At 71.2% G+C, this 14972-nt stretch carries 16 protein-coding genes; 11 read left to right on the forward strand and 5 right to left on the reverse strand.

What is annotated here, in order from left to right:
* Positions 1-7 precede the first annotated feature (7 nt).
* A complete protein-coding gene (locus AB0I04_RS48625; RefSeq protein ID WP_360901439.1) occupies positions 8-781 on the reverse strand; it encodes an SDR family oxidoreductase in 774 nt (257 codons plus the stop codon).
* Positions 782-867: 86 nt separating this feature from the next.
* Here AB0I04_RS48625 and AB0I04_RS48630 point away from each other — a divergent pair, with 86 nt between their 5' ends.
* Complete coding sequence (locus tag AB0I04_RS48630; RefSeq protein ID WP_360901443.1) at positions 868-1650, forward strand: SDR family oxidoreductase; 783 nt, start codon at positions 868-870, stop codon at positions 1648-1650.
* A 62-nt stretch (positions 1651-1712) separates the two neighbouring features.
* On the opposite strand, the gene AB0I04_RS48635 is transcribed toward AB0I04_RS48630, so the two are convergent.
* Positions 1713-2573 carry a LysR family transcriptional regulator gene (locus AB0I04_RS48635; protein ID WP_360901446.1) on the reverse strand — a complete coding sequence of 287 codons (861 nt, stop codon included), beginning with the start codon at positions 2571-2573 and terminating at the stop codon, positions 1713-1715.
* A gap of 71 nt (positions 2574-2644) precedes the next feature.
* Between AB0I04_RS48635 and AB0I04_RS48640 the strand changes: the two genes are divergently transcribed.
* A complete protein-coding gene (locus AB0I04_RS48640) occupies positions 2645-3865 on the forward strand; it encodes an MFS transporter (protein ID WP_360901449.1) in 1221 nt (406 codons plus the stop codon).
* Positions 3866-3951: 86 nt separating this feature from the next.
* Here the strand turns inward: AB0I04_RS48640 and AB0I04_RS48645 are convergent, their stop codons facing one another.
* Positions 3952-5271 carry an SGNH/GDSL hydrolase family protein gene (locus AB0I04_RS48645; RefSeq protein ID WP_360901452.1) on the reverse strand — a complete coding sequence of 440 codons (1320 nt, stop codon included), beginning with the start codon at positions 5269-5271 and terminating at the stop codon, positions 3952-3954.
* A 206-nt stretch (positions 5272-5477) separates the two neighbouring features.
* On the opposite strand from AB0I04_RS48645, the gene AB0I04_RS48650 reads away from it, so the two are divergent.
* The 5 genes from AB0I04_RS48650 to menC all read left to right on the forward strand — a co-directional run bounded on the left by AB0I04_RS48650 (position 5478) and on the right by menC (position 10398).
* Positions 5478-5909, forward strand: a complete 432-nt coding sequence (locus AB0I04_RS48650; protein ID WP_360901455.1) for a zinc ribbon domain-containing protein — start codon at positions 5478-5480, stop codon at positions 5907-5909.
* 43 nt (positions 5910-5952) lie between these two features.
* On the forward strand, positions 5953-7149 hold the full coding sequence (locus AB0I04_RS48655) for a lipid-transfer protein (RefSeq protein ID WP_360901458.1): 1197 nt from the start codon (positions 5953-5955) through the stop codon (positions 7147-7149).
* Between the two features lie 232 nt (positions 7150-7381).
* Complete coding sequence (locus AB0I04_RS48660) at positions 7382-8479, forward strand: MlaD family protein (RefSeq protein ID WP_360901461.1); 1098 nt, start codon at positions 7382-7384, stop codon at positions 8477-8479.
* A 48-nt stretch (positions 8480-8527) separates the two neighbouring features.
* Complete coding sequence (locus AB0I04_RS48665) at positions 8528-9295, forward strand: GNAT family N-acetyltransferase (RefSeq protein ID WP_360901464.1); 768 nt, start codon at positions 8528-8530, stop codon at positions 9293-9295.
* Positions 9292-10398 carry an o-succinylbenzoate synthase gene (gene menC, locus AB0I04_RS48670; protein ID WP_360901467.1) on the forward strand — a complete coding sequence of 369 codons (1107 nt, stop codon included), beginning with the start codon at positions 9292-9294 and terminating at the stop codon, positions 10396-10398. The genes AB0I04_RS48665 and menC overlap by 4 nt, the downstream gene beginning before the upstream one ends.
* A 134-nt stretch (positions 10399-10532) precedes the next feature.
* On the opposite strand, the gene AB0I04_RS48675 is transcribed toward menC, so the two are convergent.
* Positions 10533-11069, reverse strand: a complete 537-nt coding sequence (locus AB0I04_RS48675) for a cysteine dioxygenase family protein (protein ID WP_360901470.1) — start codon at positions 11067-11069, stop codon at positions 10533-10535.
* 101 nt (positions 11070-11170) lie between these two features.
* Between AB0I04_RS48675 and AB0I04_RS48680 the strand changes: the two genes are divergently transcribed.
* From AB0I04_RS48680 to AB0I04_RS48695, 4 genes are all read left to right on the forward strand, one after another.
* Positions 11171-12064, forward strand: coding sequence for a LysR family transcriptional regulator (locus tag AB0I04_RS48680; RefSeq protein WP_360901473.1), 894 nt, complete (start codon positions 11171-11173; stop codon positions 12062-12064).
* Between the two features lie 87 nt (positions 12065-12151).
* The gene (locus AB0I04_RS48685; protein ID WP_360901476.1) at positions 12152-12859 is read left to right on the forward strand and encodes a hypothetical protein; all 708 of its coding nucleotides are present in this window, start codon (positions 12152-12154) and stop codon (positions 12857-12859) included.
* Positions 12856-13443, forward strand: a complete 588-nt coding sequence (locus tag AB0I04_RS48690) for an XRE family transcriptional regulator (protein WP_360901479.1) — start codon at positions 12856-12858, stop codon at positions 13441-13443. The genes AB0I04_RS48685 and AB0I04_RS48690 overlap by 4 nt, the downstream gene beginning before the upstream one ends.
* Before the next feature lie 31 nt (positions 13444-13474).
* Positions 13475-14362, forward strand: coding sequence for a hypothetical protein (locus AB0I04_RS48695; RefSeq protein WP_360901482.1), 888 nt, complete (start codon positions 13475-13477; stop codon positions 14360-14362).
* 84 nt (positions 14363-14446) lie between these two features.
* Here AB0I04_RS48695 and AB0I04_RS48700 read toward each other — a convergent pair whose 3' ends face one another.
* Positions 14447-14920, reverse strand: coding sequence for a MarR family transcriptional regulator (locus AB0I04_RS48700; RefSeq protein WP_360901485.1), 474 nt, complete (start codon positions 14918-14920; stop codon positions 14447-14449).
* Between the last annotated feature and the right edge of the window lie 52 nt (positions 14921-14972).

Here is a 14972-nt window from a genome sequence, read left to right on the forward strand (position 1 = left end):
AGCCTCCTCAGACGATGGTCGGGCGGACGGTCGAGCCGCCGTCGACGACGAGGGTCTGCCCGGTCAGCCAGCTCGCGGCGTCCCCGGCGAGGAAGACGACCGCCTTGGCGATGTCCTCGGGTTCGCCGAGGCGACCCAGCGGCAGGTACGCGGCGATCTTCTCCTCGTTCTCCTCCCACAGTGCCCGGGCGAGCTGCGTCTTGACCAGTCCCGGCGCGACGGCGTTGACGCGCACGGAGGGCGCGAGCTCGACGGCGAACTGCCGGGTGAGGTGGATGACCGCGGCCTTCGTGGCGTTGTAGTAGCCGATGCCGTGCTCGGTCACCATGCCGCCGACCGAGGAGATGTTGACGATCGCCCCGCCGCGCGTCGCCATGGACAGCTTCCAGACGAGCTGTGTCCACAGCACCACGGCGAACTGGTTGACCTGGACGGTCTTGTCGGCGCGGGCGGCGTCGATGTCGACCATCGGGCCGAAGTGCGGGCTGGTGCCGGCGTTGTTGACGAGGACGTCCACGCTCCCGAACTCGGCGACGGCCGCCTCGACGCAGGCCCGCGCGGCGTCCGCGTCACCGACGTGCGCGGCCTTCGGGAGGACGCCGACGCCCGGGTGAGCGGCGCGGATCTCCTTGGCGACCTCGTCCAGGGCGTCCTGCTTCCGGGAGGACAGCACGACGTTGCACCCCTCCGCGGCGAGGGCCTCCGCCGTCGCCCTGCCGATGCCGCGCGAGGCGCCGGTGATCAGGGCGGTCCTGCCCGCCAGACCGGTCTCGAGTGCCATGCTGCCGCCTTTCATGCTCACGCCTGGAGCTTTCTGACAACCGAATCAGGTTCAACTACCCTAGTCCCGGATGTTACGTTCCTGCCATGCAGATCAGCGGGAAGAACATCGTGATCACCGGTGCCGGCAGCGGAATCGGCGCGGCGCTGGCCCGCCGGTTCGCCGCCGAGGGCGCGGCTGCGCTCTGCCTCTCCGACCTCGACCTGGACGCCGTGGAGCGGGTCGCCGCCGCGCTGGACTGCCGTACGGTCGCGGTCCGCACCGACGTCGGCGACGAGGAGCAGGTGCGGGCGATGATCGGCGAAGCCGGTGAGTTCGGCCCGATCGACCTGGTCTGCTCGAACGCGGGCATCGGCACCGGTGCCGGGCTGGAGGCGACGCCGGAGCAGTGGGCGGCCTCCTGGGCGGTCAACGTCCAGGCGCACGTGTACGCCGCGCGGGCGGCGCTTCCCGGGATGCTCGAACGCGGCGAGGGCTACTTCCTCAACACCTGCTCGGCCGCCGGCCTGCTCACCCAGCCCGGCGACGCGCCGTACGCCGTGACGAAGCACGCCGCGGTGGCGTTCGCCGAGTGGCTTGCGCTGACCTACGGCGACCAGGGCATCAAGGTCAGCGCGTTGTGCCCGCAGGGCGTGCGCACCCCGCTCCTCACCGAGGCCCTCGAAGGCATGGCGGGTCAGGTCGTGGCCGCGGCGGGCGCGGTGCTCGAACCCGACGACGTCGCCGAAGCGGTCGTCGCGGGGCTCGTGGCCGAGGCGTTCCTGATCCTCCCCCATCCCGAGGTGGCCGAGTTCGAGCGCCGCAAGGCCACCGACCGTGACCGCTGGCTCGCGGGGCTGCGCCGGATGGTCGCCTCCCTCAAGAACTGAGGGCCGGATCGAACCGAGCGAGCGCCGCCCCTCACTCCCCGGCGCGGCGACGACGTCGCTCGTCAGGCGTCGGCGCGGGCCATGACGAAACGGCGGAAGCCCTCGACGACGGGCGGGCGCGTCCGGCCTTCCACCCAGGCCAGGCCGATGGTGCGGTGCGCGCCGGTGATGACGACCTCGGACACCCCGGAGACCGGCTCGCCCTGCGGCACGATGGCGACCCCGAGCCCGGCCGCGACCAGCCCGCGGAGCGTGGCGGCCTCCTCCCCCTCGAACGCGATCTCGGGCCGGATGTCCTCGCTCCGGAACAGCTCGTCGGTGATCGAGCGCAGGCCGTACCCGTGCCGCATGAGGATGAACGGCTCGTCGGCGGCCTCGGACGGGCGCACCCGCTTGCGCCCGGCGAGCCGGTGCCCGGCCGGGACCGCGAGGTGGAGGTGTTCCGTCGCGAGCGGGTGCCAGGCCAGCTCCGCCGGGCGCGGGCTGGTGATCGCGAGGTCGGCCCGCCCTTCGGCGACCGCCGCTCTGATGTGCTCGCTGCTGCCCTGGCTCAGCCGGAACGTCACGCGCGGATGCTCCCGCCGGTAGTCACGGAGCAGCTCCGGAACGAGCGCGGTGCCCTGGGTGTGCAGGAAGGCCAGTCCCACTTCGCCGCCGGCGGGGTCGGCGGCCTGCGCCAGGGCGTGACGCGCCGCCTTCTCCTCGGCGACGAGCCGCTCGGCGTGCCGGCGGAAGATCTCGCCGTACGGGCTGAGCCGGAGCGTCCGCCCCTCCCGGTCGAACAGTCGCACTCCCAGTTCGCGTTCGAGGCGGGCGATCGCCCGGGACAGCCCCGGCTGGGAGATCCGCAGCTCGGCCGCGGTCTGGGTGACGTGCCGCTGCTCGGCGACCGCGAGGAACCAGCGAACCGTTTCCAGATCCATAACCGTCGAGCATAGTTCTCAGGAGAAACTTTCATTGGACGCATCGGTTCACCCTCGCGCAGCCTGAATGGGTGCTCGTCACCTCACCTCCGGACCTGGATCTTCGACACCGCCGCGGCTCGCGCGGGCTGCGCCGGGTGAACCTCGCGCTGTTCGCGGCCGGGCTGACCACGTTCATGTCGCTGTACTCGACGCAGGCGCTGCTCCCGGAGCTGTCGCGGGTCTTCGGCGTCTCCCCCACGACGTCGAGCCTGCTGGTGTCCCTGTCGACCGGCACGCTCGCGCTCGCGGTGATCCCGGTGAGTTCGCTGTCGGAGCGCTTCGGCCGGACCCGGATCATGACGGTCTCCTCGGTGGCGGCGGCCGTACTCGGCCTGCTCCTGCCGTTCGCCCCGTCGTTCCCCGCGCTCGCGGCGATCCGCGCGGCGCAGGGCATCGCGCTCGCCGGCGTGCCGGCCGTCGCGATGGCCTACCTCGCCGATGAGGTCCACCCCGAGGCGCTCGGCGGGGCGATGGGCCGCTACATCGCCGGAAACACCGTCGGCGGCCTGCTCGGGCGGCTCGTTCCCGGTTTCACGACCGACCTGGCGGGCTGGCGGTGGGCGCTCGGCGTCACCGCCCTCGGCGCGCTGCTCCTCACCCTCGTCTTCGGGGTGCTGCTGCCGCGCTCCCGCTGCTTCCAACCCGCCCGGACCGGCCCGGGGCCCCTCATCCGGCACCTCCGCGACCCCGCGATGCGTCGGCTGTACCTGATCGCGCTGGTGCTGATGGCCGGGTTCGTCACGGTCTACAACTACCTGGGCTACCGCCTGCTCGCCGCGCCGTTCGGCCTGCCGCAGTGGGTCACCGGCCTGGTCTTCCTGATGTACCTCGCGGGCACGGTCAGCTCGCCGGCCGCCGGATCGCTCGCCGACCGGGTCGGGCGCCGCCCCGTGCTGTTCGGCGCGTTCGCCCTTGTGGCCGCCGGGCTGCTGGCGACCCTGCCGCACGCGCTGCCCGTCCTGGCCGTGGGACTGCTCGTCTTCACCGCGGGCTTCTTCGCGGCGCACTCGGTCGCCAGCGGCTGGGTCGGACGACGCGCCGCGGCAGGGAAGGCGCAGGCGTCCGCGCTGTACCTGTTCGCGTACTACGCGGGCAGCAGCCTCGGCGGTTCGGCCGGCGGCCTCGCGTACGAACACGGCCGCTGGCCGGCCACGGTCGGCTACGCCCTGGCCCTCCTGGCAGTCGCCGCCCTGACCGCCCGGCCCCTGTCCCGACCCGCCGAGCGCGGGCCCGGCTCGCCCGTCCGTTGAGCGGCGGCGGGGCGGGCGGTCGCCTGGTAGCCGGCGGCCCCTGGTGCGCGTCCGTCCAGTGAGCCGCTGCCGAAGATGGGCTCGATTCAGATGGAGCCCAGCGCCACGGCGCGGGCGATCGCCTGGTAGCCGGCGTCATTCGGATGCAGCCCGTCCATGAAGACGTATCCGGGCCGGGGGCGATCCCGCTCGGACGGGTCGGCCAAGGCGCGGTCCGCGTCGAGGACGGCGTTGTACTCGCCGCTGGTCCGGATCCAGTGGTTCACCTCGTCACGGACCTTTTCGGCCGCCGGGCTCCACATCGGGAACAGTGCGCCCTTCATCGGCGGGATGGTGACGCCGATGGCCTTGATGCCACGGGCGTGGGCGGCCCGGATGAGTGCCCGGTACCCGTCGATCAGTTGCCGCGCGGTCACCAGCGGGCTCGGCTTCAGGCAGTCGTCCTGGATCTTGGCGGCGGCGATGTCGTTGGCGCCCAGGTGAATGATCACCGATCGCACGCCGGGCCGATCGAGGACGTCCCTGCGGAATCTCGTGGTCGCCCGGTCCCCGTAGCACGCGGTGTCGCTCAGGAGCCGGTTGCCGCCGATTCCGGCGTTGATCACCGCGACGGGCCGGTGGGCCGCGGCCAGCCGTTCGGCCAGGTCGTCGGGCAGCCGGCTGTCGGCTCCGGCCGTGGATCCAACTCCGTCGACGAGGGAGTCCCCGAAGGTCACGACGGTGCCTTCGGTCGCGCCGCCTCCACCGGCCACTTCGACGCCGGTCAGGTAGTACCAGGAGGCGGTCGACCCGGAGTAGGCGCTGGAGCCGACGTCGGAAAGATGGTCGCCGGTGGCCCGGTACGACGTCTCGGTCGTGAAGCGATGGAAGGTCGCCGGCCCGGTCGGTCGGGCGAACCGCAGCGTGACGGCCAGTTTCTCCAGTGGCGCGGTAGGCAGCGCCACCGAGTCGCTGACCAGCTCACCGCCGACGCGAACAGTGCCCGACGAGCGCCCGCCGAACGTCAGCCGGCGTTGCGTGCCCGGCCACGCCAGGGCGCCTCCCGCGGAGCGCGCGATGCCGGCCCCGGTCACCTCCAGCGGCCTGGTCCCGTACAGATTGGACAGCCGGATCCGGACCTTGGAGCCGCCGGCGCTCATCCGGATCACCTGGCGCACCGATTGGTCGGCGAACCCCTCCGTCGACCAGTTGGGGCCGTTGTCCTCGGTGCCGGGGGTGGGCCGCTGCATGGCCGCACCCCAGCTCTGCACCCACGTCACGGTGGGGTGGGACGAACGGGCGGACACCGGCCGGGCCGACATCGAAGACGTGCCCGGAACCGCGTGGCAAAACCCGCCGAGCAGCAGCACCCCGGCGACACCGCCGAGCGCCGCCCTTACCGAACGGGCGGAAGGGTGGAAGGTCATGGGACAGATCCCACCGCCGAAACGACCCCGTCGACATCACGGAGATCCCCCAACCTCGGGGTATGCCCAGCCCTACCTACCGGCCGAACTCGCCGTCGTCCCCCACGCCCCTTCCGCTCGAGTAGAACACGTTATAGATTTGAGCGGTCGCTTGGTCAACTAGGAGGCCGCCGGTGGCGCAGCACCCATCCGGGAACGATCCGGCCGTGGACCGCGCAGACGGGCCGGTCAGCGTGGTCGACGGCTGGTTCACCATCGATCCGCCACGCCTGACCGGGACCCGCTGCACCGCCTGCGGCACCGTCTACTTCCCGCCGCAGACTCTGACCTGCCGCAATCCCGTCTGCGACGGCGACGAACTCGTCACGACCCCGCTCTCGGATCGGGGACGGATCTGGTCGTACGCCGACGCCCGCTACCGTCCTCCGCCGCCGTACGTCTCAGACGAGGACTTCGAGCCGTACGCCATCGCCGCCGTCGAGCTGGCGGCGGAGCGCATCGTCGTCCTCGGCCAGGTCGTGAAGGGGATCGGCGTCGACGAACTGGCCGTCGGAATGGAGGTCGAGCTCGTCGTCGAGGAGCTCGACCCGGGCCACCTCGTCTGGAAATGGCGCCCGCTCCCGGAGGAGGGCGAGTGACCGAGAACCCGAGCGAGCCCGGCGCAGCGAGTGAGGAGGGTGAGTGAGCGGCCAACACGACATCGCCGTCCTCGGGGTCGGCATGCATCCGTGGGGCAAGTGGGGGCGCGACTTCGTCGAGTACGGCCTCGCTGCGGCGCGGGACGCGTTGAAGGACGCCGGCCTCGTCTGGACGGACATCGAGTACGTCGCGGGCGCCGACACGATCCGGAACGGCTACCCCGGGTTCATCGCCGGCGCTACGTTCGCCCAGGCCCTGGGCTGGTCCGGGGCGCGCGTGTCGAGCTGCTACGCGGCCTGCGCCTCGGGTGCGCAGGCGATGAGCACGGCGCGGGCGCAGATCCTCGCCGGTCTCGTGGACGTCGCGCTGGTGGTGGGGGCCGACGCCGCACCGAAGGGGTTCTTCGCGCCCGTCGGCGGCGACCGGCCCGACGACCCGGACTGGCTGCGGTTCCGCCTGCTGGGCGCGACCAACCCGGTGTACTTCGCGCTGTACGCCCGCCGCCGGATGGCCCTGTACGGCACCACCCGGGACGACTTCGCCGCGGTGAAGGTCAAGAACGCCCGGCACGGGCTGCACAACCCGTACGCGCGGTACCGGAAGGAGGTCACCGCGGACGACGTCGCGGCGTCGCCCGTGGTCGCCGACCCGCTGCGGCTGCTGGACATCTGCGCGACCAGTGACGGCGGTGCGGCGGTCGTGCTGTCCAGCCTCGAGTACGCGCGGCGCCACGGCCACGGCACGCCCGTGCGGATCGGGGCGCTCTCCACGGTGACCCCGACGTTCCCGCACACCGTGCTCGAGCTGGCGAGCTTCGCCACCGACTCCAGCGTCGCCGTCGACCCGCCGGAACGGCCGTTCCGGGCGGCGAACGCCGCGGCGGCGTACGAGGAGGCCGGGCTGGGCCCGGAGGATCTGTCGCTCGCCGAGGTCTACGACCTGTCCACCGCGCTGGAGCTGGACTGGTACGAGGACATCGGCCTGTGCAAACCGGGCGAGGCGGAGGGGTTGCTGCGCGACGGCGCGACGGCGCTCGGCGGCCGGATCCCGGTCAACCCGAGCGGCGGGCTGGCGTCCTTCGGGGAGGCGATCCCCGCGCAGGCGATCGCCCAGATCTGCGAACTCACCTGGCAACTGCGCGGACAGGCGGGAAAACGCCAGGTGGAAGGGGCACGGGCCGGCATCGCGGTCAACCAGGGACTGTTCGGGCACGGATCGGCGATCATCGCGCGAACGTGAGTTACGTCACTCGATCCCGCCAGTAAGGCGTTGCTGACCTGGGGGGACATGCAATTGTGCGTAGAGCATGCCCCGGATCGAGCACAGCGGGTTCTTGTCGGCCACGCTACGCGTCAGTACCTTTCACTGACGCGCCAGGATTCTCTCCGCAGTCGCGTGTCCGCATGGACGCCGGGTTGCGGCCCTGACCGCGCGCCCAGTCCGCCGAAACTCGACGCGAGGTGCCGCGCAGATGCGTCCATTCCGGGAGCGCAATCCGCTGCCGATCGGCATCGCCGGCCTGGCCACCGCCGGCCTGGCGACCCTGCTCGCGTTCAACCTGCAGCAGTTCGCCGGCGGCACGACGTACTCCGCGGCGTTCGCCGAGGCGGGCGGGCTGAAGCCGGGCGAAGAGGTCCGGATCGCCGGCGTGAAGGTCGGCAAGGTGGACAGCGTCGACCTCGACGGCGACCACGTGAAGGTGAAGTTCACCAGCAGCGCGCACTTCGGAACGCAGACGCGGGCCCAGATCAAGATCAAGACCATTCTCGGCTCGCACTTCCTCGCCCTGGATCCGAAGGGACCCGGCCGGCAGCCGACGGGCGAGCAGATCCCGCTCTCGCGGACCTCGGCGCCGTACGAGGTGGTGCCCGCCCTGCAGGACGCCAGCAAGCAACTCGGTCAGATCGACACCAAGCAGCTGGCCAAGGCCATGGACACGCTGACCCAGACGATGCAGGGCTCGCCGGAGAACCTCCGGCGGACCCTGGCGGGCCTGCAGAAGATCTCCCAGGCGGTGTCCTCCCGCGACGACGAGCTGGGCCAGCTGCTCAAGCACTCCAGCAACGTCACCTCGCTGCTGGCCTCCCGCAGCGGTGACCTCGCCGTACTGGTGCAGAACGGCGGCCTTCTCCTGCAGGAGATCAACAACCGCCGGGTCGTCATCAACCAGCTGCTGACCGGCACCGTCGCCCTGTCCCAACAGATCACCGGGACGATCCAGGAGAACCAGGCCACCCTCGGCCCCACCCTCCGGAACCTCCACCAGGTCGTGCAGATCCTGCAGCGCAACCAGGGAAACCTGGACAAGGCCCTGCAGGAGATGGGCCCGTTCGGGAACGAGACGGCCGACCTGACCGGCAGCGGCCGGTGGTTCGACGTCTACGTCCAGAACCTCATCCCGCTGCCCGTCTCCATCGCGCCGCCGAGCACGCGCAACGACACCGCGCAGCAGCCGACCGGGAAGCCGTCGTCGGGCGGTACCAGCCCGTCCAAGGGCACGCCGAAGCACACCAAGTCCGCGAAGCCGTCCCCGTCCAAGAGCGGCAACCCGCTGCCCGTCATCCCCTGACCGGACCCCGGTGTTCCCACGGGGGCGGCGAGACGTCACGATCGGTACATGGATGTACGCGAACTGACGGCCGCGAAGGATCTTTACACCGCCTCCGCGCTGCTCGCGGAGATCTGGCGGCCGACCGACCCGATGCCGTTCGAGATGCTGCAGGTGACCCGCCACATCGGCGGCTATGTCGCCGGGGCGTTCCACGGCAGCACGATGATCGGCGCATGCGCGGCGTTCCCGACCGCGGACGGCGGCCTGCATTCCCACATCACCGGCGTCGCCGTCCAGGGGCGGGGCGTCGGCTTCGCGATCAAGGCGCATCAGCGCGAGTGGGCCCTCGAGCGGGGCATCATGACGATCAGCTGGACGTTCGACCCGCTCGCCCGGCGCAACGCCCACTTCAACCTGGCCAAGCTGGCCGCCCGCGCGACCGCATACCTCGAGAACTTCTACGGCGACATGCCCGATGAGCTGAACATCGGCGACCCCAGCGACCGCCTCCTCGTCGAGTGGCGGCTCGACAGCCCGGAGGTGGCGGCGGCGGTCGCCGGCACATCGGCGACACGGCCCGAGCCCGGGGACGACACGGTGATCACGCTGGCCGAGGACGCGCTGGGCCGCCCCGAGCGCCGCGACCCGGCCGGCGCCACCACCGTGGCGGTCGGGACGCCGGCCGACATCACGACCGTGCGAGCGGTCTGCCAGGACGCCGCCGGGGAGTGGCGCCAGGCCCAGCGCGCGGCGCTCGGCGGTGCGCTGGCCGGGGGATTCCACGTCACCGGCTTCACTCGAGCCGGCTACTACCTGCTGGAGTGCGCGCGATGAAACTGTCCGGGGTCGAGCTCAGGCGGATCCGGATGCCGCTGGTGACGCCGTTCCGCACGTCGTTCGGCACGGACGTCGACCGGGAGGTCCTGCTCGTCCGGGTGTTCGGGGACGAGGCGGAGGGGTGGGGCGAGTGCGTCGCCTCCGCCGAGCCGCTGTACTCCGCCGAGTACGTGGACGGGGCCGAGCAGGTGATCCGCGACCACCTGCTCCCCCGGCTGCCCGCCGACGTCACCGCCCGCGCACTCGGCGCGGCGTTCGCGCCGGTCCGGGGGCATCCGATGGCGAAGGCCGCGGTGGAGATGGCGGTGCTCGACGCCGAGCTGCGCGTCTCGGGCCTGTCGTACGCGGCGTACCTGGGGGCGACGCGGACGCGGGTGCCGGCGGGCGTGTCCGTCGGGATCATGGACTCGATCCCCGAGCTGCTGGACGCGGTCGACGCCTATCTCCAGGAGGGCTACGTACGGATCAAGCTGAAGATCGAACCGGGGTGGGACCTCGAGCCGGTGCGCGCGGTGCGGGAGCGGTTCGGCGACATCCCGCTGCAGGTCGACGCGAACGCCGCGTACACCCGCACGGACCTGCGGCACCTCGCCGCGCTGGACCCCTTCGACCTGCTGCTGATCGAGCAGCCGCTGCCGGAGGAGGACCTGCTCGGGCACGCGCGGCTCGCGGAGGGCCTCACGACTCCGATCTGCCTCGACGAGTCGATCGTCTCCGCCCGGTCCGCCGCCGACGCCATCACGCTCGGCGCGTGCTCGATCGTCAACGTGAAGGCCGGCCGCGTCGGCGGCTACCTGGAGGCGCGGCGGATCCACGACGTGTGCGTCGCCCACGGCCTTCCGGTGTGGTGCGGCGGAATGCTCGAGACCGGCCTGGGCCGCGCCGCCAACCTCGCCTTCGCGGCGCTGCCCGGCTGCACGCTGCCCGGGGACGTCTCCGCGTCGGACCGGTACTACACGCAGGACGTCACGGAGCCGTTCGTGCTGCGGGACGGAATGATGCGGGTCCCGGACGGCGCGGGTCTCGGCGTCGATCCGCTCCCGGACGTCCTCGACGACCTCACCGAGTCCTCGGAAACCGTGGATCTCCGGGCTAACTGAGCGTCACGGTCCACACGCGGAGACGGCTGGGCCATCCGAACTTCAGGGTCCACACGCGGACACTGCCGTCCTCGCCCCGGGTCACGGCGAACGATCGGCCGACCAGGCCCGTACGCGCCGTCGACCAGGGCCGGTCAGTCCCGTACGGGTAGGTCGTAACAGCGCCGCACGCTGGAGTCGACGCGGGAGATGTCCGTGCCGTAGATGTGCAGGGAGATCGCGGTGCCGTCGCCGGAGTTGCGGACCCGGTGGATGTCGCCGGGCGGCGCGAAGCCGCTGACCTCGCCGACGTGGTTGTCGTTGACCCCGACGCGGACCAGGTGGTCGTCCCGCTGGACGTAGAGCTCCTCATGCTCCACGCCCTGCAGCACGCCGAAGACGCACCAGGTCACGTGGTCGTGGATCTGGGTGACCTGCCCGGGCCGCCACACGAGCCCCACCAGGGAGAACCCGCCGCCGGGCTCGACGTAGAGCGTGTGGCTGACGTACCGGTCAGGGTCGCCGATCCGCTCCTCGGCGGTCAGCACGTCCGGCGTGGGCATGTGCCGCCGCAGCTCGGCGGCGACGAGCCGCGCGGTCTCCCGCCAGTCCGCGTGGAGGTCCACGACGGAACGCACGCCCGTGACCAGATCCTCCAGGCCGGGCCGTACGGTGCTGAGCACGAGTGTCATAGCGAACCTCCTTCGTCCCCTCCAGGGTGCCGGGCGGGTCACTCATCGGTCCAATGCCAATCGTCGGCCTGTTCCATAGAAACCGTCGATATATTGGCCTCATGCTGGACGTTTCCCGGCTTCGCGTGCTCGTCGCAGTGGCCCGTACGGGCTCGGTGACGGCCGCCGCGAAGGAGCTGCACTACTCCCAGCCGTCGGTCAGCCATCACCTCGCGCGGCTGGAGGCCGAAACCGGCGCCAAGCTCGTGCAGCGGGTCGGGCGCGGCATCCGCCTCACCGACGCGGGCCGCACGCTCGCCGAGCGCGGCGCGGAGATCCTCGGGCGACTCGACGCGGCCGAGGCCGAGCTGTCCGCCCACGTCGGCCTGACCCAGGGCCGGGTCCGGCTGGCCGCCTTCCCGTCGGCGCTCGGCACCTTCGTGCCGCGGGCCGCGTCACTGCTGGCCGAGCGCCATCCCGGCCTGCGCGTCAGCCTCACCGAGGCCGAGCCGCCGGAGGCCGTCCGCATGCTCCGCGCCGGCTACGTCGACGTCGCGGTGATCTTCCGGTACGACACCGGCGCCGAGGAGGGCGACATCCACCTCCGGCGGTTGCTGGACGAGCCCAGCCACCTGGTCACGGCGGAGGACTCGGGCTCCGACCTGGCGGCGTACACGGACGCGGAGTGGATCGCCGGCTGCGACCGCTGCCGCCGCCATCTCCTCGAGATGTGCGAACGCGCCGGGTTCAGCCCGCGGGTCTCCTTCACCACCGACGACTTCGTCGCCGTCCAGGCCCTCGTCGCGGCCGGTCTCGGCGTGACGGCACTGCCCGCCCTAGCCCTGGAAGCCGCCCGCAACCCGGCCGTACGCACGGTCGCGCTGCCCGACTCGACCCGGTACGTCCTTGCCGCGACGTACGGCGAGCCGCCCCAGCCTCCCGCCACCGCAGCCCTCCTCGACGCGCTGATCGAGAGCACCGGCGCTCACTCCCTCGCGGGCACCGGCAACTCGTAGCTGCCGACCCACGCGACCGGCCCGTCGATCCAGACGGGACGATTCGTTCGTTATATTGAACGTATGGTTCATCAAGAGAAGCCCCGTATGGAGCCCCAGACGGCCGTTTACCTGGAGGACACCTACCTCACGGCGGTCACCGCGCACGTCGCGGCGACGGGCAGCACCGCCGACGGCGAGGCATGGGTCGCCGTACGGGAGAACATCTTCCATCCGCAGGGAGGCGGGCAGCCCGCCGACCGCGGCCGGCTCGGCGAGTGCGAGGTCGCCCCGGCGCGTGACCCCGAGACGGGTCTCGTCGTGCTGCACTCCCGCGACGATCGGGGGCGCACGCTGGACGCCCTCGCCGAAGGCGACATCGTGGAGGCTCTCGTCGACGCCGATCTGCGGCTGCTGCACGCGGCGCTCCACACGGCCGGTCACCTCATCGAGGCGGCCGGGCGGGCCGAGGGATGGGTCCTCGCCGGCAACATCCACTTCCCCGGCCAGGCACGCATCGAGTTCACCCTGGCCGAGACGGCCGCGAGCCTGGCCGACCCGGAGGATCGAGAGAAGGCCGCCGACCGACTGCGGGCACGGGTCGCGACGGCGATCGCCGAGGATCTCCCCGTCACCGCCGAACACGACGCCGAAGGCCGGCGCATCGTGCGGCTTGGCGATCTGCACGCCGCACCCTGCGGCGGGACGCACGTACGGAGCCTCGCCGACCTCGCGGACGTTACGATCACGGCCGTGAAGATGAAGAAGGGCCGCGTCCGGGTCTCCTACACCGCCTCCCACGGGCCGTTGAAGTGACCGGAACCGATCCTGCGCACCGGTCCGAGCGCCGGGCCACCAGCAGCGCGGCGGCCGCGGCCGGAGCCCAGATCCAGCGCCGCCGCCGACAGCGCGGGATGAGCCAGGCCGAGCTGGCCCGCCGCACCGGATTGAGCAAGGCCACGCTGTCGCAACTGGAGGCCGGTGCCGGCAACCCCACGATCGACACCCTCGACGCGATCGCCGTCGCCCTGAGCATCCCGCTCACCGACCTGCTGACCCGCGACGCCGCCCCGGAGACCCTGCACCTTCCCGCGACCGCCCCGAACGACGAGGGGCCCACGCGCGAACTGCTGCGCAGGATCAGCGGCGGTCACAGCCTCGAGCTGTGGCGGCTCCGCCTCCCCGCGCACACCTCCATCGACGGCGTTCCCCACGCGCCAGGCACGGTCGAACACCTGCTCGTCGCGTCCGGACGCCTCGACGCCGGTCCCGCCGACGACCCCCGCTCGCTCAGCACCGGTGACCTGCTGGCCTTCGCCGGAGACGCCCCCCACTCCTACCGCACCGGCGACGTACCAGCGGACGTCACCGTCGTCATCGCCTCACCGGCCATCGGCTGATCAACGAGGATTTCCGACGATATTGCCGAGCGTGACTGTTCGATTGCAGTTAGTATCCACTGCCATGCCCTCAAGCAAGCATGAAGCGATCTGCGAGATGTTCCGCAGTCGCCCGGCACTGGCCGCGGAGATCGTCGGTCGCTCGCTCGGCGTTTCGCTTCCGCGATACCGAGAGGCCCGGATCCGTTCTGAGAACGTCACGGACGATCGGCTCGCCGAGCTGCGTGCGGACGCGGTGATCGAGTACTGGGAGAAGAAGAGGAACTTCGCGTTAATCGTCGAGGTCCAGGGCGACGAGGACAAGGACAAGCTCTACAGCTGGCCGTTCTATCTGATGGGCCTGCGCTATCGCTTGAGGTGTCCGGTCAAGCTGCTCGTCGTCTGCCCGGTTCCCGCCGTGGCCAGGTGGGCCTCGCGTCCGATCGATCTCGATCACCCGGGGATGATGCTGACGCCGATCGTTCTCGGCCCGGATCAGATCCCGCAGGTGATCGAGCCTGACGATGCCGCCCGGACCCCCGAACTCGCCGTGCTCTCCGCAATGGCGCACGGCGGCCGGCCGGACGGAGCCAAGACCCTCGAGTCGCTGGTCGACGCTTACGGAGCGCTCGATCCCGATCACCGGGCGCTCTATCATGATGTCGTATCCGCAATGCTTCCGCAGGCCGCCCGGCACCACCTGGAGACGCTGATGAAGCTCAAGAACTACGAGTACCAGAGCGACTTCGCCCGCCACTACTTCGACAACGGCAAGGTCGAAGAGGCGGCCAAGGCCGTCCTGATGGTGCTGTCTGGCCGTGGCATCTGCGTCTCACCTGAGATCCGTGCTCGCGTAACCGGATGCACGGATCTCGCCCAGCTCGAGGTGTGGTTGCAGCGTGCGGTCGTCATCTCGGCCGCCGCGGAGCTCTTCGACTGAGCCCATCGCTTCTGCGCCGTCCCGCCGACAGGGATTGTTCCCTGCGCAGTGCCGGCCGCATGACGTGGGGACCGCTGCGAGCGGTCAGCCGAGTCGTTTCACCCGCTCGATGACCTCCGGGGAGATCTCGTTGTTGCGGGTGACATAGGTGATCATGGACCGCAGGTCATCGTCGCTGAAGTCCGCCATGACCTTCTCGTACAACTCGGCCACGGGCATGAACCTGCGGCCGAGCTCCATGATGGGGCCTTCCTCCAGTGCCTCGACGATGACCCGGCGGCGGTCCTTGTCGTCCCGGCGACGCCGCACCATCCCGGCCCTCTCGAGCCGGTCGATCACGGCGGTGATCGCGCCGCCGGTGGTGAGGAACATCGCGTCGGCGAGCTGTCCCGGGGTCATCGGGCCGCGCAGCTGCAGCAGGTTGATGCACTGCATGTCGGTGACGTTGATGCCCGATCTACTGGCGATCGCGTTGTGCAGCAGCACCGTCCACATGGTGCTCACCCGGGCCTGGTGACTCAGCTCCGCGATGAGCTCCGCACGCTCGGACGACGCCATCGACCCCCACTTTCGATCCCGGAGACGCTCTGAAGACGAGCTTCTCCAACCA

It is taken from the genome of Actinoallomurus sp. NPDC050550 (assembly GCF_040655075.1).
GTDB lineage: Bacteria > Actinomycetota > Actinomycetes > Streptosporangiales > Streptosporangiaceae > Actinoallomurus.